The following is a 19,894-nucleotide window of genomic DNA, read 5'->3' as shown; positions in this document are numbered from 1 at the left end:
CAAGACAATGCTCTACCAGATCAAGGGCCTGCATCACGTCACGTCGATGGCCAGGGATGCCCGCCAGAACAACGATTTCTTCACCAGGAAACTCGGTCAGCGCCGGGTCAAGAAGACCGTCAATTTCGACGCGCCCGATGTTTACCATCTTTACTACGGTGACGAGGCCGGTACGCCGGGTTCGGTGATGACCTATTTCCCCTTCCCCGACATCGGCAAGGGCCGGCATGGGGTCGGGGAAGTCGGAACCACCGTCTACTCGGTGCCGGAAGGCACGCTTGGCTATTGGGAAAAACGCTTTGCCGATGAGGGCGTCACCGGCCTCTCGCGCGAAGAAACCTTCGGTGAGAAGCGCCTGGCTTTTGCCGGACCGGATGGTGACGGCTTCGCGCTGGTCGAGTGCAAGAGCGACAGCAGAGCACCCTGGGCGAAAGGCGGCGTTCCCACGGATGAGGCGATCCGAGGCTTTCATTCCGTGTCGCTCAGGCTGAAGGATGGCGGCGCCACGGAAGAGCTGCTGAAGTTCATGGGCTATGAGGAAGTCGACAAGTCCGGCAATCTCAGGCGGCTGGCGGTGAAGAACGGCAATGGCGCCGATGTCATCGACATCGAATCGCTGCCGAGCACTGCCTTCGCCGATCTCGGCGCCGGCTCCGTCCATCACGTCGCCTTCGCGGTCGAGAACCGCGCCAGGCAGCTGGAAGTGCGCAAGGCGTTGATGGACACCGGCTATGGGGTGACGCCGGTGATCGACCGCGACTACTTCTGGGCGATCTATTTCCGCACACCGGGTGGCGTGCTGTTCGAAGTCGCCACCAACGAGCCGGGTTTCGATCGCGACGAGGATACCGCTCATCTGGGCGAGGCGCTGAAGCTGCCGACGCAGCACCAGCACCTGCGGCCCTATCTCGAACAGCATCTGCAGAAGTTGGAAGGCTGAGGCCATGAGCAAGGACGCTTACATCCACAAGGTGCTGCCCGGTTCGCCGGGCGGTCCATTGCTGTTCGTCTTCCATGGCACGGGAGGCGATGAGAATCAGCTTCTGTCGCTGGGGCGCGATCTCGCGCCCCAGGCAACCATCGTCTCGCCGCGCGGTGATGTGTCGGAACAAGGTGCCGCGCGCTTCTTTCGCCGCGCCGCCGAGGGCATCTACGATATGGACGACCTGGCGCGGGCGACGACCAAGATGGCGGGCTTCGTCAAGGCCCATGTTGAAGCAGCGAAGCCATCGGCCGTGCTGGGTCTCGGCTATTCCAACGGCGCCAATGTCCTGGCCTCGGTGGTGTTCGCGGTTCCAGCGCTGTTCGACGCGTCGGTGCTGATGCATCCGCTGATCCCGTTCGAACCTGAGGTCAAGGGCAGCCTCGCCGGCCGCCATATCCTGGTGACCGCCGGCAAGCGCGATCCGATCTGTCCACCGAACCTGACCACGCGGCTCGAGGCCTATTTGCGTGCCGACGGCGCCGATGTCACAGTGGAATGGCACGATGGCGGGCACGAGGTGCGGCCAAACGAGATCGAGGCGGCACGGCGGTTCTTTGCCGATACTGCCCAAGGAGCATAGCAATGCCTGACCAACTGCCTGAGATCGAACTTGAGGATCGCGGTTCCAAGGGCCGCTACGTCCTGCGTGGACCCGATGGCGCCGAGGCCGAGATGACTTTCACCAAGATCGGTGAGCACCAGATCATCATCGACCACACCGAAGTGCCGGACGTCTTTCGCGGCCAGGGTGCCGGGCTTCGGCTTGTCACCCGCGCCGTCGAGGATGCGCGTGCGGCGGGCAAGAAGATCATCCCGCTCTGCCCGTTCGCCAACGCCCAGTTCCGCCGCCATCAGGAATGGGCCGACGTGCTGAAGCGGTAGGGATTCGTTGCTTGGAAACGGCGCGGCAAGCGGCTGCCATCCCACCGGGGCGGCTTTGGCATTTGCGCGGGTGGCGCATCCTGCCTAAGTAGATAGGATATATCTTAGCCGCGCCGACAAACGAACCGAATGATCCCCCAATGACCGAAACCGATCTCGTTCCCGTCTTCGACGGCCACAACGATACGTTGCTCAGACTCCATCAGTCGAAAGACACGGACGTCGAAAAACTGTTCATCGAAGGGAAATCGGGCGGCCATATCGACCTGCCACGCGCGAAAGCCGGCGGCTTCGCCGGGGGCATGTTCGCCATCTTTCCGCCGCCTGTCGAGAAATCCAGGCGCGGCGCCGTACCCCTGGCGCCGGGCGCCGCAGAACCGCTGCCGCCCGAGGTTCCGCGCGATGAGGCGCTGACCTCGACCATCGCGATGGCCTCGATCCTGTTCAGGCTGGAACGGGCCGGAGCGCTCACCGTCTGCCGCAGCGCCGGCGATGTGCGCAATGCCATGGCGCAAGGGTCGATCGCCGCGGTGTTCCACATCGAAGGGGTCGAGGCGATCGATCCCGAGCTCACCATGCTCGACGTGCTGCATGAAGCCGGCCTGCGCTCGCTCGGCATCGTCTGGAGCCGTCCGAACGCCTTTGGCCACGGCGTGCCGTTCCGCTTCCCGTCTTCGCCCGACACCGGCCCTGGCCTGACCGATGCCGGCAAGGCGCTGGTCAAGGCCTGCAACCAGTTGAAGATCATGATCGACCTGTCGCATCTCAACGAGAAGGGCTTTCGCGATGTCGCCGCACTCAGCGATGCGCCGCTGGTGGCGACCCATTCCAACGTGCACGCGATCTGCGGCCATTCGCGTAACTTGACCGACTGGCAGCTCGGCGCGATCCGCGAAACCGGCGGCATGGTCGGGCTGAACTTCGCAACCGGCTTCCTGCGCGAGGACGGTCGCATGAATGCCGACACCAGCCTCGATATCATGGTGCGCCATATCGATTCGCTGCTGCAGGCGCTGGGTGAGGACGGCGTTGGTCTTGGCTCCGATTTCGACGGCGCCATGATCCCGGCCGTCATCGGCGATGTCGCCGGCCTGCCGAAGCTGATCGATGCATTGGCGGCACGCGGTTTCGGCCGCGCGCTGATCGAAAAAATCGCCTATCGCAACTGGCTCAATATGCTCGAGAAAACGATAGGTTAGAGACAGCCTGCGGCATGGTGTGTTCGGCCCGCCGGCATATGTCGACAAGGACATAGTTCGTCGGTGGAAGCCGGATGCGATTGGGTGGATAGCCGGCAATGCTGAAGACCTTCACGGATGAGGGCGGCGAATTCGAGCGAACCGATGTCGTCATCGTCGGTGCGGGTTTCACCGGCCTGTCGGCGGCGCTTGAGATGAAGAAGGCCGGCATCGATTTCATCCTGCTCGAAGCACGCGACCGCGTCGGCGGACGCGTCGAGTCCCGACTGAACGGACTTGGCGAACGCATCGATAGTGGTGGCCAGTTCCTGTGCGAGGACATGCCGGAATTGATGGCCATGGTCGAGGCGCGCGGCAAGACGCTGGTTGAAACCTATGTCGATGGCGACTTCATCACCCAGCCGACGATGTCCGCACAACGAGCTGAGCGGACCTATCATGCCGCGATGGCGATCCGCGAGCGCATGAACGGGATCGATCCGGACGATGCCTCGATTGCCGGACTGACCGTCGCCGACTGGCTTGCCTGCCAGCACGATTCGGCCGATGCAAGGATGGCTTTCCGTTCGATGATCGAAGGTCTCTGGTGCATGGCGCTGGACCAGATTCCTCTCTGGTATTTGATCGGCAATGACCGGCGGGTCACCAACGAGGTGACGGAACTGCAATATTCTGTGCGCGAAACCATGCATTCGCTGGCCGACGATCTGGCCCGCGACCTTGGCGATCGGTTGCGGCTAAGCGAGCCGGTCACGCGCATCGAGCACAGTTCGCCAGGTGTTCTTGTCGTTTCGGCCGGGGGTGCCGTCGAGGCGCGCACGGTTCTGGTTGCCGTCCCGCCGGCGAAGGTGACGGAGCTCGCCTTTGCCCCCGCTTTGCCGGCCGGACTGGGGCGGGCACTCGGCGCCTGGGAAAGCGGCGCGGCTATCAAGATCCTGGTGCGCTATGCCAAACCGTTTTGGCGGGCGCGGGATTTGAGCGGCATGGTGATGTGGCTCGAGCCGCCGGGGCTGTTTGCCTGCGACGCCGGCAAGGATGCGGAGCATGCGGCGCTCGTCGTGTTCGTCGGCGGCTCGCTCGCGCTGCGTTGGCGCGACCTCGGCGAGGCGGAACTGCGTGCGGAGGTGACCGGCCGGCTGGAGGCAGCCCTTGGTCCGGATGCCGGTGACCTCATCGATTTCAGTTTGCGTGACTGGATAGGAGATCGCTGGAGCGGCGGCGCGTACAGCGATCTTATTGTCGATGTTACAGCGACAGACGCCGAGCGAACGATCCTTGCCGGCGCACCGCCGGTGTATCTCGCTTCTTCAGAACTCTCGCCATCGTTTCCGGGGTATGTCGAGGGCGCCATCATTGCCGGGCGCATCGCCGCGCACAAGATCATTGCCGAGCTTCAAGCTCCGGGCTGAGCCTGATCTTTTCGAAAAACTGTTTGGCAAGATCGGTCAAGTTGCGCCTCAAGCCCTGGCGCCGTCGAAGCCATGCCCGATTTTGCCCGACTTCGCCCGAAATGCTGTTTCGAATTCGTTACAGTGCCAACCCTTCGCCACCCCATCACCGTTACAAAGCGCGGATAAGTTCATTTCACCGCCAAAAGAAACTCAGCGAAGGGGAAGGTAATGCATGCGAAAATCCAGACGATCCGCGGCGAGGGGCGCCTTCAGGCTCCAGAGCGCAATGACCGCCGTCCGAAACTGGCGCTGCGCCAGCGGGCCAGCGACCACCCCATGGCGATGTTCATGGTGCTGGCTGCTTGCGCCTTCGTCGGCATGGCGTTCACGCCGACAATCGGGCCGGCCTTCGCTTCGTTGAATCCGCCGGCCAATCTCATCGACGGCGCGCAGACGACGACCAGGACCGCGCGTCTGCCGGTGCCGGTGACCGACTTCGCCTGCAAGGGCCAGGCCTGGGGTGCCGAGAGCATGGATTGCCTGCGCGCCATCGCCGAACAGTCCGGAACACACAAAAGCCGGGCGATCCGCATGATCGCCAATGCCGCCCCGTTGACCGGCACGCCGAATATTTTCTGATTTCCGTCGAAGCATGATCCCGAAAACCGTTCCCGTTTTGTGGACCATGCTCTGACCTCCCCGAGCGCCCTCCAGTGCGCTCCTTTTGGCTCCCGCCCCCGGGAGCCTCTTTTTTATCCTTTCAAGGCCGCCTGTTCGGCGATGGCGGAGAGCACGCTGCGCACATCCAGCGTGCTGAACGGCTTTTCCAGAATCTGCGGTCGCTGGTGCGCCGGCAAGGCTTCGATTTCGGCTTTGGCACCGATCAGGTCTCCGGTGACCAGCACGAAACGCCGCGCCAAATCGGGCTTTTCGGCGAGCAGCTCACGATAGATCGATATGCCGCTGACGCCGGGCATGCGCAGGTCCGAAAAAACGATGTCCGGCGGCATGTGGCCGCTCAAGGTGGCGGCGCCCGATTCCCAGACCGGCACGATCCGCGACTTGATGCCCATCAGTTCGAGGATGTCCGAGAGCGAGCCGGCGACATCCGGCTCGTCGTCGATGATCAAGGCATGGCGCAGGCCGCTCGATCGCGGCTGGTTGTCGCCGGCGGTGGCGAGGCCGGCCACGATGGCCGGCAGCTGGACGACGAAACGCGCGCCTCTCGGGAGCACTTCCTCGAACCAGACATTGCCATTGTGCCGCTCGATGATCGATTTCGAGATCGACAGGCCGATGCCGGTGCCGACGCCGACCGGCTTGGTGGTGAAATAGGATTCGAAGATGCGGCCGCGGATCGCTTCCGGCACGCCGGGCCCATTGTCCTCGACCGAGAAGCAGGGATGATCCCGGTCGCTGCGGAACGTCCGCACCTTGATCAGCCGGTCGCCGGCAATGCCAGCCAAAGCGTGCTGGCTGTTGATGAGGAAATTGGCCGCCACCTGCGTCACATGGTCGGCGTCGGCCATGGCCAGCAGCGGGCCTGCGGCGAAATCGGTGTCGATGATGATGCCGCTTGAGCGCGCGCCATAGGCGGTCACTTCAAGTGCCGCCCGGATCACCTGGTTGAGGTCGGTCTCGGCTTGTGCCGCGGGATGGAGGCGGACCATCGACAGGAAGCTCTTGACGATGCGGCCGCAGCGCTCGGCGGCCGCGCGGACCTTTTCGGCGCGCACCTTGGTTTGCGGATCGGAGGCGAATTCGTGCAGCAGCGTCGATTGCGCCACAACCACGGCCAGCGGGTTGTTGAGCTCGTGCGACACACCGGCCAGCAACGAACCCATGGCCGCCATCTTCTCGTTCTGGTGCAGCTTCTCGCGTTGCCGGCCGATTTCCTCTTCGGCGCGCAATTTGTCGCGCAGGTCGCGGATGGAGCCGAAGATCAGGCGGCGGTCGGCAACCCGCATCTCGGTGGCCGTCAGCTCGATCGGGAACACTTCGCCGGCGGCATTCTGGGTCACCGTCTCGAGCCGCTGGCCGACCATCGGCGCGCCGCGGCCGGACATGTATTCGGCTCCTGAGGCATAGCCCTTGCGGTAGTAGATCGGCACGATCGTATCGAGCAGGTCCTTGCCGAGGATGTCGCTGCGCTGGAAGCCGAACATCTTCTCGGCGGCCGGATTGAATTCGATGATCGAGCCGGTCTCGTCGATGACGACAATGGCGTCGAGCGAGGCCTGCAGCATGGTGCGGCGAATGACCTCGCTGGCGTGGGCGTCGGAGGGCGAGCGCTCTATGGCGTCGCCGATGGCCAGCGCGATGATGTGCAGCGTCGCCTCTTCCTCGTCGGTCCATGCACGCTCGTTGATGCAGTCATTGACCGCCAGCGTGCCCCAGAGATGGCCGTGCGCGAAGACCGAGACCGAGAGGAACGATTTGATGTTCTGCTTCTCGAAATCGGTCCTCAGGAAGCCTTCGAGGTCGCGCGTATGACCGGCGAAGATCTTGCCTTGCCTCTCGTCCTCGGCCAGCCGCTCCAGCAGCGGGTCGGAATTGACGATCGATTGCATGATGACGGTCGGTGATGCCAGTTCGCCGCCGAAAAGAGGGTCGATCCAGTAGGCGGCGACGGATTGGGCGAAGCCCTGGCCGGGCAGTTCGCGCAAGCGAAACAGGATGCCGCGCTGGCAATCCATGGCCCGGCAGAGCGTTTCCAGTATGCCGTCCATCTCGCGCTGCCAGTCGCCGGCCTCGCGCAGCCGGCGAACGACGCGCACGGCCGCCATCGCCGCGCCCTGCCGGAACCCTTGCATATCGGTGCTTGCTGCTTCAGCGATCATCTTGTGCTGTCATTCCGGAGTCGCGCCAATTCGGCCGGCGAGCAACTACATCCTTCTGGCCCGGTGCTCAGTTGCCGTCGCCGGCCGGCAGCGAGAAGATATAGCCCTCGCCGCGCACCGTGCGCAGGAATTTCGGATTGGCGGGATCGGCCTCGATCTTTTTGCGCAGCCGCATGATGCGAATGTCGACCGCGCGTGACGATTCCGGATCTTCGGTGAAACCGATCGCCTCGGAGATAGCGGCGCGGGTCAGCAGCCGGTTGGCGCGGGTGAGGAAAATCTCCAGCACGTCGAACTCGCTCTTGGCCATGTCGATCACCACGCCATTGGCGCCGGTGACCAGCCTGCCGTCGAGATCGGCCTGGAAGGGGCCGAAGGCAACGGAACGGCGATCCGCCCCGGCCCTCTTGTCCTGCAGCTCTTTGGGCTGGGGAACCCGGCGCAACACGCTGCGCACCCTGGCCAGCACCTCGCGCAATTCGTAAGGCTTGACGATGTAGTCGTCGGCACCGAGTTCCAGCCCGACAATGCGGTCGAGCGCGGTGCCGGCCGCGGTCGCATAGATGATGCCGATCGGCAGTTTCGAACGCAGCCAGCGGCCAAGCGAGAGGCCGTCCTCGCCGGGCATGGCGATGTCGAGAATGGCAAGATGAAACGACTGCGTTTCAACGAGGCTGCGCGCGGCGGCCGCACTTTCAGCTGTGGCCACGTCATATCCGGCGGCGCCAAGGTATTCGGCGACAGCGTCCCTCAGGTCGGGCTCATCCTCGACGATGACAATTCTTGCCCGCACGATGCTTTCGCTCCCACTTTCAGTGGAAAGTAGATTGGGTATAAACATCATGTCCAGTACTCATATCCGGGTTGCCAGGGAACGGTTGGTAAACATGGCCGCACGATCCGTCATTGCGCTCGTTTCGGTAGCCGAAGTGGTCGCGACCGAACTCGCCGACCATCTTGAACGGCGCGGCCATGACGTGCATCAGGCACGCCAGCCCTGGGAAGCCGAATCTCTGCTGTCGGGAAAGGGCATCGACGTCGTCGTCGTCGGCGACAGCCTCAGCCAGGCGGAGGGGCGGGACCTGCTCAGACGTTATGGCGGCCAAGGAGGAGGCGGTGAGGGCGGACCGGATTTCATCCTGATCTGCCGCCCGGCCGATCTTGTCGACAAGGTGCTGGCGCTGGAGCTTGGTGCGGCCGACGTCGTCGAGAGCCCGCTCAATGTCCGTGAACTGGCCGCCCGTGTCGGCGGCCTGCTTTCGCGCCGCGGCAGGGGCACCCAGGAACTGATCGTGCTGGAGAACGCGACCGTCGATCTGAGATCGGCGATGGTCATGCATCGCTCCGGCACGGAGGAACAGCTTTCGCCCGGTCAGGTGGCGCTGCTCAGGCTGTTCCTGGCCAGTCCGCGCAAGGTTTTGACGCGCGACGACATCATCGCCGCGGCGCCTGCCGAAAACGCCGATGCCTTCGATCGCTCGATCGATTCGCGCATCGTGCGGCTGCGCCGCAAACTCGACACCGAAACCATCACCACCATACGCGGCGCCGGCTACCGGTTCGATCCGCCGCGGCAATTCGCGGACTGATTGCCGGGCACTGACGCAGTCTCTGGTTTCGGGCATCGGATTTTCCATCTCCGGCCCCGACGCTTGGCGCTCAGCGTACCAGCAGAAGCGATGGACCCACCGGCATGTCACTGCCCATGGTCAGCTCGCCAGCGTGGGCGCGGTCCCTGAGTAGCACGGTGGCAAGGCCGGCAAAGCCGAGCAGGCCCTGGGCGTAAAGCAGTGCGGAAAGCACCGAAGCGGCAAATTTCGTTTTCATCGTACCAATTCCCCAAAATGGTTTGTTGCGGGTCGCTTCAGGATACCCCCGAAGCGCCCGCGCCGCCCACGGAACCCCCCGTCTCGGCGCGGGCCTTCGGTCCTCTCGGCAGCAAGTTGCCGGAGGCGCCGCGCAAACCCGTCAGCCTAAGGCCGACCCGCCAGAGGGCCTTTAGCCGGGCGATGCGCAGGCTGGAAACAATCCAGACCGTGGCGAAAAACAGTGCGGCGTGCAGGGTCGAAATCTCGCCTGAAGTCATCGCGCCGAGGCTTGTCAGCGGGGTGCCGGCAACCGTGCCGACGCCGCCGATGACCGCTGCCGCGATGCTGATCCTGAAAAGCCAGGACAGCGCGTTCGATTTCGTTCCCATGTTCGTTACCGGCTGTTTTCGTTGCGTCAACTTTGCTTGCGGCCCGTATCCGGATCATGCCGCTTGAAACCTCGCTTTGTTGCAGTTCGGTTTCGAGATCTAGGGCGGTCCTTTCGAATACTGCTAATTCGCACTTTCGTTTGGCGACGGATACCCATGTTCCTCACCTTGGTCTTGCTAGGGGTCTCGCTGGCGGGCCACCGACGGCTCTAATGGGGTTGGCGTTTGTCAACCAGTGGAAACAGATTCGAAACACAAATGAGCATTTTGCGAAATCTCTCCGAAACATGACGTTGGGATAAGCAGCCATCGAATTGGAGCCGGCTGGACCGGCAGAGAGAGGGGATTTTCTTCATGCATACCGCCATTTCCGCCAAGCTCATCAACATCGCCGCCGCCGCACTGACCGGTGCCGCACTGCTGTTCGGCTCGGGCGCCGCGCATGCCGCCAACAAGATCGTGGCGCGCGTTTCGCTTTCGCAGCAGATCATGGAAGTCTCCGTCGACGGCCGGCCGACCTTCGCCTGGAAAGTCTCCACCGGCGACCGGGCCCATGTGACGCCGACCGGCTCGTTCAAGCCGACCCGCATGCATGAAATGTGGTATTCGAAGAAATACGACAACGCCCCGATGCCGCACTCGGTCTTCTTCAGCGGCGGCTATGCGGTGCACGCGACCTATGCGATCAAGCGCCTCGGCCAGCCGGCTTCGCATGGCTGCGTGCGGCTGCACCCCGACAACGCCGCCGATTTCTACCAGCTCGTCGAAACCTTCGGGGCGACCAATACCAGCATCGTCATCGTCAAGTAGCAGGCTGGAAACGGTGGCGTGGCAGCATGCTGCCGCGCCTCTAAGCTCCCTCCGGAAACGCTGCGGTATTGCGTACAGTTCAAACCGGCGGTATCGAGCCCAGCCAAAAAGAAAAGAGGCCGGGAATTTCCCGGCCTCTTTTCTTTTGTTTCCATCGATTTGCCCCGCGCATTTCTGGGCGGGACTCCCTAGACCGTCCTAGCTCGGCAGTGCCGGCATCAGCTTGGGGTCCGGCTTCTCCGCCAGATGAGGCAGGTCCTTGCTGGCGATGAAGGTGTAGAACATGGGCACGACGAAGAGCGTGAACATGGTGCCGACCAGGATGCCGGTGAAGATGACCAGGCCCATCGAATAGCGGGCCGCGGCACCAGCGCCGCTGGACGTGATCAGCGGCACAACGCCGAGCGCCATCGCCGCCGTCGTCATCAGGATCGGCCGCAGGCGCACCTTGGCCGAGGCGACGATGGCATCGCGCCGCCGCATGCCATGCTTTTCACGCTGCTGGTTGGCGAACTCGACCAGCAGGATGCCGTGCTTGGTTATCAGACCGATCAGTGTGATCAGGCCGACCTGCGTGTAGATGTTGAGCGTGCCGAGGCCCAGATTGAGCGGCACGATCGCGCCGAAGATCGACAACGGCACCGCCATCATGATGATCAGCGGGTCACGGAAGCTTTCAAACTGCGCCGCCAGCACCAGATAGATGACGACAACTGCGGCCGCGAAAGCGATCAGGATGGTGTTGCCCTGTTCCTTTTCCTGTCGCGATTGACCGGAATAATCGATGAAGAACGTGTCGGGCAGGCTCTCCTTGGCGATGTCCTCCAGCGCCTTCAGCCCGTCGCCGGTGGTGACGCCGGGCAGCGGAAGCGCCGAAATCGTCGACGAATTCAGCTGGTTGAACTGCTCGATCGCCGCCGGCGCCGCATTGGTCGAAATCTTGACCACCGCCGATAGCGGCACCATCTCGCCGGTCACGCTGCGTACGAAATATTCGCCGAGCTTGTCGGGGTCGTCGCGGAACTCCTGCGGCACCTGCGGGATGATGTCGTAGCTGTTGGAATCGCGGTCGAACTGCGCCACTTCGGCGCCGCCGACCAGCAAGGTCAGCGTGCGGCCGATATCGGCGATCGGCAGGTTCAGCGCGGCGGCGCGGTCGCGGTCGATGGTCACCGTCACCTCCGGTGCGTCATAAGCCATCGAATTCTGCACGACGATGAAGCGGCCGGAGGCCTGCGCCTTGTTCTTGATCTGCTCGGCCACCTCGTACACTTCCGAGGAAGCGCCGGTCGATCGCACCACCATGGAAATGGGCAGGCCGCCGCCGGAGCCCGGCAGCGTCGGCGGTGCGAAGACGAAGGCCTCGACACCGGCCACTTTGGCGATACGGGCCGTAATGTCAGCCTGCAGTTCCTTCGAATTGCGCTTGCGTTCCGCCCAGTCCTTGAAGGCATAGCCGACGAAGGCGCTGTTTGTCGTGCCGCCGAAGGCGACGGCCGAGAACTGCGCCCGTGTTTCGGGAATATCCTTCACCAGGCCGAGGATCTGGTTGACGTATGTCTCGGTGTAATCGGACGTCGCATAACGCGGCGCCGTCACAATCGAGAGCAGAAAGCCCTGGTCCTCTTCCGGCGCAAGTTCGCTCGAGGTCTTGGTGAACATGAAGCCGGTGACGCCGACAAGCGCAAGCACGATGATCAGCGTCAATGGGCGATAGTTCAGCGATCCGGTGACGGTGCGTTCATAGACATGCTCGACGCGCGCGAAGGTGCCGTCGACAATGCGCTGGAAACGGCCCGGCGTGCCGGACTTCAAGAGGCGTGCCGACATCATCGGGGTGATGGTGATGGCGATGACACCCGACAGCACCACCGAGCCGGCGAGCGTGACCGCGAATTCACGGAACAGCGCGCCGGTCAGGCCGCCGGTAAATGCCAGCGGTGCGAACACGGCGGCCAGCGTCATGGTCATGGCAACGATGGCTGATGCGATTTCGCGCATACCGCTGAACGCAGCCTGCATCGGCGACATGTGATCTTCTTCCATGTGACGGTGGATGTTCTCCACCACCACGATGGCGTCGTCGACGACCAGGCCGATCGCCAGCACCATGGCCAGCAGCGACAGAAGGTTGATCGAGTAGCCAACCGCGAACAAAAGGAAGCAGACGCCGATCAGCGACAACGGGATGGTGATGATCGGCATCATCACCGACCGGAAGGAGCCAAGGAACAGAAGGATGACGACGACGACGATGGCAACCGCCTCGCCGATGGTCTTGAACACCTCTTCAATCGAGGCGCTGATCTGCCCGGTCGCGTCGTAGACGACCTCGATCGTCATGCCTTTCGGCAGTGTCTCCTGAATCTGCGGCACCAGCTTGGTGAGCGCAGCCGCCGTGGTCAGCGGATTGGCCGCCGGCGTCGGGAAGATGGCGAGGAAGGTGCCTGGCTTACCGTTGAACGAGACCCTGGTGTCGGTGTTCTCGGCGGCGAGTTCGACGCGAGCCACGTCGCGCAACCGCACCACATTGCCGTCGGTCGAGCGCAGCGGCAGCTCGGCGAATGCCTCCGGCGTCTGCAATGTCGAGCGCACCGTGATCGAGGAGACGACATACTCGTTCTGGGTGTTGCCGGGCGCCGACAGGAAGTTGGAATTGTTGATCGCCGTCAGCAGTTCGGAGGCGGTCACGCCGCGCGCTGCAAGTTTGACCGGATCGATCCAGACGCGCATCGAATATTCCTGGGCGCCGAAGATCTGCACGTCGGCGACGCCTTCGACCGTCGACATGCGCGGTCTGATGACGCGCTCGATATACTCCGTCAGCTGCTCTTTCGTCATGTTCGGATTCTGCATCGAGATGTACATCATCGCGAACTGCTGGCCGGTGCCCTTGACGATGACAGGGTCCTTCGACGCGTCCGGCAAAGTGCCGCGCACGCCCTGGACCTTGGACAGAACTTCGGTCAGCGCGACGTCGGGGTTCGAGCCGAGCTTCATCTGCACCGTCACGGTGCTGGAGGACGGGCGGCTGGACGAGGTGACGTAGTCGATGTTTTCGGTCGACGCGACGGCGCGGGCGATCGGGGCGGAAATGAAGCCCTGGATCAGATCGGCGCTGGCGCCTGGATAGGCCGTGGTGATCGTGATGGCCGTTTCATCGACCTTCGGATACTGCCGGATCGACAGATTGAAGATGCCCTGGAAACCCAGGAGCAGGATCATGCAAGCAAGGACCGTCGAAAGAACAGGCCGGCGAATGAAGAGATCTGAAAAGCTCATTGCTGGTCGGCCTGCTTGTTCGCCGATTTGGTCGGGTCGATGGTGTTGTCCACAACGACGGACATGCCGTTGAAGAGGCGGTTCTGACCGGCGGTGACGACCTCGTCGCCGGCCTTCAGCCCCTCGACGATCTCGACCATGCCTTGATTGCGGCGGCCGGGCTTGACGAACACCTGCGACAGCACGAGCGCGGGCTTGTCACCTTCCGCCGCCGGCTTGGCCCCATCGGCAGCCTTGTCAGTTGGCTTTGCCGCATCGGCGGCAGGCTTGGCTGCATCAGCCGCCGGCTTCATGGCATCGGCCGGCTTGGTGTCCGCAGGCTTGGCGTCAGCCGATTTGTCGGCTGCCGGCGCAGCGGGTTTTTCCTCCGGCTTGGCAGCTGGCGCTGTCTCGGCGGGCTTGGCTGGCTGCACCACGAAGATGTAGTCGCCATAGAGACTTGTCGTCAGCGCCGTCTGCGGCAGGGTCAGCACGTTCTGCTCTTCGGGCAGCTCGACACGCACCTGCACGAACTGGCCGGGGGTCAGCTTGCCATCGGGATTGGCGACTTCCGCCCGGATGTTCACCAGCCGGCTGGACGAGTCGATCTTCGGGTCTATGCCACGAATGGCGCCTGCGAATGGCCTGTCCTCGCCGCCAAAGCCCAATCGAATCGTCTGGCCGATCTTGAGCAAGGCGAGTTGCTGTTCGGGAACCGTGAAATCGACCCGCATCGTGTCGAGGTCCTGCAATGTCACCACGGCGGTGCCGGGCGCCAGATACTGGCCGACATCGATCTTCGGGATACCCACCGTGCCGCCGAAAGGCGCCGTCAGCTGCTTCTGGTCGAGCACGGCCTGCAGCTTGGTGACTTGGGATGCCGAGGCCGAGGCCGCCGCACGCGCCGTGTCCAGCGTCGAGTCGGAGCCAACGCCACGCCTGGTCAGTTCAATGGCGCGGGCAAGTGAGGTCTGGTCTAGCGCGGCCTGCGCCTTCTGTGCGTCGAGGTCGGCGCGCTCGACGGCGTCATCGAGTTGCAGCAGAACCGCATTGTCCGCCACCTTCTGGTTGGCATGGAAAAGGATGTCCTTGACGATACCGGTAGTCTCGACCGTCAGGTCGACACCGCGCACCGCCTTGACCGTGCCGATCGCCTCGACGCCTGGCGTCCAGGCCGAAGGCTTGGCGATGGTCGTCGAAACGGTTGCCGCCGGCGGCTTCATCGATGCGAAGTACTGCTTGATGCCGTTGTCGCGCAGGAAGTTGAAGCCGACGATGCCGCCGACCACGACGACGAGCAGGGCCAGAACCAGAACAATGATAAAGATACGGAGTATGCGCTTGAACAAGGAAGTCCCCTCAGTCGAAATCCGGCGCGAAGCGCGGATATCGGGACACATACCGACTGCGGGTCCCGATTTCAAATAATGGCGGTCTTCCTGTACCGTCTGGACGGTCTTGTCAATTGGGCCTAAGCTTGCGATGGGAGGCACCATGAGAGCCCAAAGACCGAATTCGCGCGAGAAGATTCTCGCCGCGGCGGCTGATGTTGCCCGGGAATCCGGACCAGGCAGCCTGTCGCTGGATGCCGTCGCCAGCCGTGCCGGCGTGTCGAAGGGAGGGCTCCTCTACAATTTCCCGACCAAGGCCAAATTGATGCAAGGTTTGGTCGAAGGCTATCTGCGCGAGTTCGAGCACGCGCTGGAAGCCGCCAGCACAAATGACAAGGACGAAAATCCCCTGGCCGTCTACATCAGGCTGTCGGCCAATGATTGCGAGGAAAAGCAGCCGTCGGCGTCCTGGATCTTCTCGGCCATCGCCGAGGATCCCGATTTCATGATGCCGATAAAGACCTTCAAGCGGCAGCTTTTCGAGCGGCTGAAGGGCGAGACGCCGGATCTCAAATCGCTGTTGATCTGCTATCTCGCCATCGAGGGATTGCGCAGCATGAACCTCTTCGATTCGGATGTCCTGTCGAAAGACGAGCGCCAGTTGTTGGTATCGTCCCTGCTCGAGATTGCCAAATAGGCGCCGCCCACCCGCTTTTCGGCGGGCCTGTTCGTGAACGCGGCGTTCGCCGGCGTCACACAGGGTTCATCGTGCGGACATAGCGTCTTCCCAGTTCTTTGCTGCAATGCATCTGGAGTGGGACATGGTGGACATAGTTTCTAGCGAGGCGGGCATTCCGAGACCGGATCATCCGCTGGATAAATCGGGCAGCGCGAAGTGGTTCCTGCCGGCCTTTGGCGTGCTGGTGCTCGTCGGCATCGCCTATGTCGGCTACGCGCTCAGCCAGGATCTTGCGGTGGCCAAGACCGTGCCGTGGATCCTGCTTGGCATCGCCTTGCTGATCGCGCTCGGCTTCGAGTTCGTCAACGGCTTCCATGACACCGCCAATGCAGTGGCGACGGTTATCTACACGCGCTCGATGCCGGCCGAATTCGCCGTCATGTGGTCGGGCGCCTTCAATTTCCTGGGGGTTCTCACCTCCAGCGGCGCGGTCGCTTTCGGCATCCTGTCGCTGCTGCCGGTCGAGCTGATCCTGCAGGTCGGCTCGTCCTCGGGCTTCGCCATGGTGTTCGCGCTGCTTGTGGCGGCGATCCTGTGGAATCTCGGCACCTGGTTCCTCGGACTGCCGGCGTCGAGCTCGCACACGATGGTCGGTTCGATCATCGGCGTCGGCCTTGCCAACCAGTTCATGGCGCCCGCCGGCAGCGCCACCAGCGGCGTCGACTGGTCGCAGGCGACCAATGTCGGCGTCACCCTGCTGGTGTCGCCGATCATCGGCTTCTTCGCCGCGGCGATCCTGCTCTATGTAATGAAGCTGCTGGTGCGCAATCCGGCGCTCTACGAGGCGCCGAAGGGCAACACGCCGCCGCCATGGTGGATCCGTGGCCTGCTCATCTTCACCTGCACCGGCGTCAGCTTTGCGCATGGCTCCAATGACGGACAGAAGGGCATGGGCCTGATCATGCTGATCCTGATCGGCGTCGTGCCGACGGCCTATGCGCTGAACCGCACCCCCGACATCAACTATCTCGAAGCCTACAAGTCCGCTTCGGTCAGCGTCGAAACGGCACTGGGCAAATATGCCAAGCCCGGCGTCACCGTCACCGATGCCAAGGCAGCCGTCCAGGATGCCGTGCGCACCAGGACATGGAGCGACCAGACGACGGTTGCGCTGCAGACCTACATCCACAACACGACGGCTGGCCTGCAGCCCTATGCCTCGGTCGAGACGGTGCCGACCGATCTGGTCAGCAACGCCCGCAACGACATCTATTTGATCGGCGAAGCGCTCAAGCTGATCGACAAGAAGCAGCTGCTGCCGATGGAGGCGGCCGATCTGAAAGCGGTCACCGACTATCACAAGGCCGTCGACAACGCGACGAAGTTCATCCCGATCTGGGTGAAGGTCGCCGTCGCGCTGGCGCTCGGCCTCGGCACCATGGTCGGCTGGAAACGCATCGTCGTCACGGTCGGCGAGAAGATCGGCAAGAGCCATCTGACCTACGGCCAGGGTGCGGCGGCCGAACTCGTGGCGATGGTGACCATCGGCATGGCCGATCGGCTGGGATTGCCGGTGTCGACGACGCATGTGCTGTCGTCGGGCGTTGCCGGAACGATGGCGGCGAACGGTTCGGGGCTGCAATGGGCGACGGTGCGCAATCTGCTGCTTGCCTGGGTGCTGACGCTGCCGTGCTCGATCACGCTGGCCTTCGTGCTGTTCATCATCTTCCGCCAGGTGTTCTGAGCCGAGCGTAAGCTTCCGAACAAAAGGCAGCGCCGGGTGACTGGCGCTGCCTTTTTTCTTTAAGTGAGCACTGCGTTCAGGGGCGAAGACGTATTCGTTTCTGTTGACGTGGAACATGCCTAGGAAATTGGCCGAAACGCCTTTCGCTTCGTCATCCTATGGCGGGGCAGGGAGCGAAGCGACGCGGCGCAGACCATAGCATCCATGCCGCGACTCCTGAGCGTTGCCGCGGTGCAGAATTCTACTCCGCTGCACTCCGTGGCAAAGGTCACGGCATGGATCCCAGGGTCTCCGCGACGGAGCTTCGCTCCTGCTTCGCCCAGGGATGACGAAGTTTGGAGGCGTCGGCCAATCTCGAGCGTTGGCGATGGCCGTTCAAACGAATCCTGGCCAACAACGCTGAACCGTTGGGCATAACCGGCCTGGCTACGTCGGGTCTTCGCGATGCAGGTCATGGATGGCGACACCGTCGACATTGGTCGGCATCGTCAGCCACTCACGATGGCGCAAGGTGCGCTGCGTGTCCTCCAACCCTGTCTCCCAATGCTCGCGCATCGAGGTGCCTGAGAACTCATAGTCCTTGGCGTGACCCTCATAGCCCTTGTGCTGGTAGATCAGGTGCACGATGTTGACGGTGCCGGCGTCCGAATAGTCCTCGATCAGCGCTTCCTCGGCCGGCGTCCGCAACTCCTTCGGCACCCGTTTCAGTGCATCGAGCAGGCGCATCTTGAGACCGTGGATGCGTTTGAAATTGTCGGTGTTTTGCCGTGTGCGGCTCGAATACATGATGTCCTTGTGGCGCGACAGCACGTCCGGCATGCTGCGCGGCAGGACGCCTCGCGCGCTGAACAGGTCGACCTGGAAAACCAGCGAGGAACGGTCCTCTTCCTGGTCGAGCAGATATTGCAGCGGCGTGTTGGAGACGATGCCGCCGTCCCAGTAATATTCGCCTTCGATGCGGATCGACGGGAACGCCGGCGGCAGCGCGCCGCTGGCCATGATGTGCTCCGGTTCGATGCGGACCTTGTCGGTGTCGAAATAGACGAAGTTGCCGGTCCGGACGTTGACCGCGCCGACGCTCAACCGCTTCTTGCCGTCGTTGAGGATGTCGAAGTCGATCAGGCTTTGCAGCGTCTCCTTCAGCTCGGCCGTGTCGTAGAAGCTGGTGGCGCCCTCGGCGCCGGGCTGCTCCATCCAGGGGTTAGGATTGCGCGGCTTGAAGAAGCCCGGCTGCCCCATGACCATGGTCATCCACGAACTGGTGCGATTGCGGATATCACGGTAGATGTCGCCTTCCGGCGTATAGGCCCAGATCTTGCGACCCGAAATCGTCTGCCAGAATTGCTCGAGGCGCTGCAGCCGGCGGCTCGATTCATTGCCGGCGATGATCGCCGCATTGATGGCGCCGATCGACACGCCGGAAAGCCAGCTCGGCTCGCAGCCGGCCTCTGCCAATGCCTGGTACACCCCAGCCTGGTAGGCGCCGAGCGCGCCGCCTCCCTGAAACACCAGCGCGACGCGGTCATACTGCGCCGAGATCTCCGCGATGGTGGCGGTGGCCTCCTTGTTGCGATTGCGTTCGAGCACGGCTTTGGTCTCCGACTTCTGTTTGGGCTCTGAAAGGCTTGTGCAGCTCAGGTGCGGTCGGCGAGATAATCGTGAACCACTTCGCCCAGCCCAAGCGTCAGGTCGGCGGTGAAGTGGACAGCGGACACGATGTCGAGCACCGGCAGCCGCGCCACGTCGGCCATGACGTGCGGCCGCAAATCGAGTGCGGCGGGCGCGGTCCAGGCTTCCTTCAGCGTGATGTCGGTGAGGTGGTAGCGGACCAGTTCGCAGATGCGCGGCGTGCCGTCGACATGCGGGATGATCTTGATCAGGAAATTGGGCGCGGCCAGCGAAGCGAGGACAGAGCCATGATCGGCTTCCTTGTGCTTGTAGCCCATCGTGCCGGTGGCGCACAGAACGCTGCCATAGTGCAGCGTGCCGACGATGACCTCGCCTTCATGCACGATCTTGGGGTCGGCAAGCTTCTTGGGAAAGCCCCACAGTTCGCGGCCGCCGGCGATCGGCGCGTCGTCGTCGAGATACATCGAATGGACGTAGGCGCCGTGCTGGCCCTTGTAGCGCACCGGGATGACCTGGCCGGTCTCGGTGTAGTCGCCGAAACCGGTCGAGTCAGGCATGCGGATGAATTCGTATTTGACCAGCGGCTCGTCGATTTCCAGCGGCTCCGGCACCACCGCCTGAAGCGCCTCAAGCGTCGTGCGGTAGGTTATGATGACGTATTCGCGGTTGAAGAAACGGTACGGCCCGGGCGGAAAGGAGGGGTTGGTCAGCGGCATCGCATAGGCGCGCTTCACGACATCGGCGATCTGCAAGGCTGTAGCCCCATTTTGGTTCAGGAATGACTGCGCGAATGCGCTCCGGATTATGTTGCACGGCACCATGACAGTGCCGTGTCAGCCGCCTGACAGCCGCCCAAGAGGCCTGTCGACGGCCGTCTCAACCCTGTAATCGCACCGACATATGGCTATGGCACTGTCATGGTGCGGCGCACAAAGGCGGCCCCGTT

At 62.9% G+C, this 19,894-nt stretch carries 18 protein-coding genes; 10 read left to right on the top strand and 8 right to left on the bottom strand.

Annotated features, from left to right (window positions below):
* The first annotated feature begins 7 nt into the window (after positions 1 to 7).
* The 6 genes from LB559_RS15875 to LB559_RS15850 all read left to right on the top strand — a co-directional run bounded on the left by LB559_RS15875 (position 8) and on the right by LB559_RS15850 (position 5,096).
* Positions 8 to 940, top strand: a complete 933-nt coding sequence (locus tag LB559_RS15875) for a VOC family protein (RefSeq protein WP_224674458.1) — start codon at positions 8 to 10, stop codon at positions 938 to 940.
* Between the two features lie 4 nt (positions 941 to 944).
* Positions 945 to 1,565, top strand: a complete 621-nt coding sequence (locus LB559_RS15870; protein WP_027163149.1) for an alpha/beta hydrolase — start codon at positions 945 to 947, stop codon at positions 1,563 to 1,565.
* A gap of 2 nt (positions 1,566 to 1,567) precedes the next feature.
* Positions 1,568 to 1,867, top strand: a complete 300-nt coding sequence (locus tag LB559_RS15865) for a GNAT family N-acetyltransferase (RefSeq protein ID WP_013529296.1) — start codon at positions 1,568 to 1,570, stop codon at positions 1,865 to 1,867.
* Between the two features lie 140 nt (positions 1,868 to 2,007).
* Complete coding sequence (locus LB559_RS15860) at positions 2,008 to 3,066, top strand: dipeptidase (protein WP_224620132.1); 1,059 nt, start codon at positions 2,008 to 2,010, stop codon at positions 3,064 to 3,066.
* Positions 3,067 to 3,164: 98 nt separating this feature from the next.
* Complete coding sequence (locus LB559_RS15855) at positions 3,165 to 4,475, top strand: flavin monoamine oxidase family protein (RefSeq protein ID WP_224674457.1); 1,311 nt, start codon at positions 3,165 to 3,167, stop codon at positions 4,473 to 4,475.
* A 210-nt stretch (positions 4,476 to 4,685) separates the two neighbouring features.
* On the top strand, positions 4,686 to 5,096 hold the full coding sequence (locus tag LB559_RS15850; protein WP_063173188.1) for a hypothetical protein: 411 nt from the start codon (positions 4,686 to 4,688) through the stop codon (positions 5,094 to 5,096).
* 113 nt (positions 5,097 to 5,209) lie between these two features.
* Here LB559_RS15850 and LB559_RS15845 read toward each other — a convergent pair whose 3' ends face one another.
* Together LB559_RS15845 and LB559_RS15840 are read right to left on the bottom strand one after the other, a co-directional pair.
* Positions 5,210 to 7,297 (bottom strand): sensor histidine kinase, encoded by a 2,088-nt coding sequence (locus LB559_RS15845; RefSeq protein ID WP_063173187.1) that lies wholly within the window; start codon positions 7,295 to 7,297, stop codon positions 5,210 to 5,212.
* Positions 7,298 to 7,364: 67 nt separating this feature from the next.
* Positions 7,365 to 8,138: a response regulator transcription factor gene (locus tag LB559_RS15840; protein WP_174299078.1), complete on the bottom strand. Its 774-nt coding sequence runs from the start codon at positions 8,136 to 8,138 to the stop codon at positions 7,365 to 7,367.
* A gap of 46 nt (positions 8,139 to 8,184) precedes the next feature.
* Between LB559_RS15840 and LB559_RS15835 the strand changes: the two genes are divergently transcribed.
* Positions 8,185 to 8,886, top strand: a complete 702-nt coding sequence (locus LB559_RS15835; protein ID WP_013529302.1) for a response regulator transcription factor — start codon at positions 8,185 to 8,187, stop codon at positions 8,884 to 8,886.
* Between the two features lie 70 nt (positions 8,887 to 8,956).
* On the opposite strand, the gene LB559_RS15830 is transcribed toward LB559_RS15835, so the two are convergent.
* Complete coding sequence (locus LB559_RS15830; protein WP_013529303.1) at positions 8,957 to 9,124, bottom strand: hypothetical protein; 168 nt, start codon at positions 9,122 to 9,124, stop codon at positions 8,957 to 8,959.
* A 37-nt stretch (positions 9,125 to 9,161) separates the two neighbouring features.
* Positions 9,162 to 9,494: a hypothetical protein gene (locus tag LB559_RS15825; RefSeq protein ID WP_024503024.1), complete on the bottom strand. Its 333-nt coding sequence runs from the start codon at positions 9,492 to 9,494 to the stop codon at positions 9,162 to 9,164.
* 354 nt (positions 9,495 to 9,848) lie between these two features.
* Between LB559_RS15825 and LB559_RS15820 the strand changes: the two genes are divergently transcribed.
* Positions 9,849 to 10,304 carry a L,D-transpeptidase gene (locus tag LB559_RS15820; protein WP_013529305.1) on the top strand — a complete coding sequence of 152 codons (456 nt, stop codon included), beginning with the start codon at positions 9,849 to 9,851 and terminating at the stop codon, positions 10,302 to 10,304.
* A gap of 198 nt (positions 10,305 to 10,502) precedes the next feature.
* On the opposite strand, the gene LB559_RS15815 is transcribed toward LB559_RS15820, so the two are convergent.
* Positions 10,503 to 13,586 (bottom strand): efflux RND transporter permease subunit, encoded by a 3,084-nt coding sequence (locus tag LB559_RS15815; RefSeq protein WP_224674456.1) that lies wholly within the window; start codon positions 13,584 to 13,586, stop codon positions 10,503 to 10,505.
* Positions 13,583 to 14,914 (bottom strand): efflux RND transporter periplasmic adaptor subunit, encoded by a 1,332-nt coding sequence (locus LB559_RS15810; RefSeq protein WP_013529307.1) that lies wholly within the window; start codon positions 14,912 to 14,914, stop codon positions 13,583 to 13,585. Before LB559_RS15810 ends, LB559_RS15815 begins: the two co-directional genes overlap by 4 nt.
* Positions 14,915 to 15,059: 145 nt before the next feature.
* Here LB559_RS15810 and LB559_RS15805 point away from each other — a divergent pair, with 145 nt between their 5' ends.
* A complete protein-coding gene (locus LB559_RS15805; RefSeq protein WP_024503025.1) occupies positions 15,060 to 15,593 on the top strand; it encodes a TetR/AcrR family transcriptional regulator in 534 nt (177 codons plus the stop codon).
* Positions 15,594 to 15,717: 124 nt separating this feature from the next.
* Positions 15,718 to 17,319 (top strand): inorganic phosphate transporter, encoded by a 1,602-nt coding sequence (locus tag LB559_RS15800; RefSeq protein WP_224674455.1) that lies wholly within the window; start codon positions 15,718 to 15,720, stop codon positions 17,317 to 17,319.
* A gap of 426 nt (positions 17,320 to 17,745) precedes the next feature.
* Here LB559_RS15800 and LB559_RS15795 read toward each other — a convergent pair whose 3' ends face one another.
* Positions 17,746 to 18,906 (bottom strand): patatin-like phospholipase family protein, encoded by a 1,161-nt coding sequence (locus LB559_RS15795; protein ID WP_024503027.1) that lies wholly within the window; start codon positions 18,904 to 18,906, stop codon positions 17,746 to 17,748.
* A 47-nt stretch (positions 18,907 to 18,953) separates the two neighbouring features.
* Complete coding sequence (locus LB559_RS15790; RefSeq protein WP_224674454.1) at positions 18,954 to 19,700, bottom strand: acetoacetate decarboxylase; 747 nt, start codon at positions 19,698 to 19,700, stop codon at positions 18,954 to 18,956.
* Positions 19,701 to 19,894 lie beyond the last annotated feature (194 nt).

This window comes from Mesorhizobium sp. BR1-1-3, from assembly GCF_020165455.1.
Taxonomy (GTDB): Bacteria; Pseudomonadota; Alphaproteobacteria; order Rhizobiales; family Rhizobiaceae; genus Mesorhizobium; species Mesorhizobium ciceri.
The sequence above is the reverse complement of the archived record's forward strand: the minus strand, read 5'-3'. Positions and strand labels throughout refer to the sequence as shown.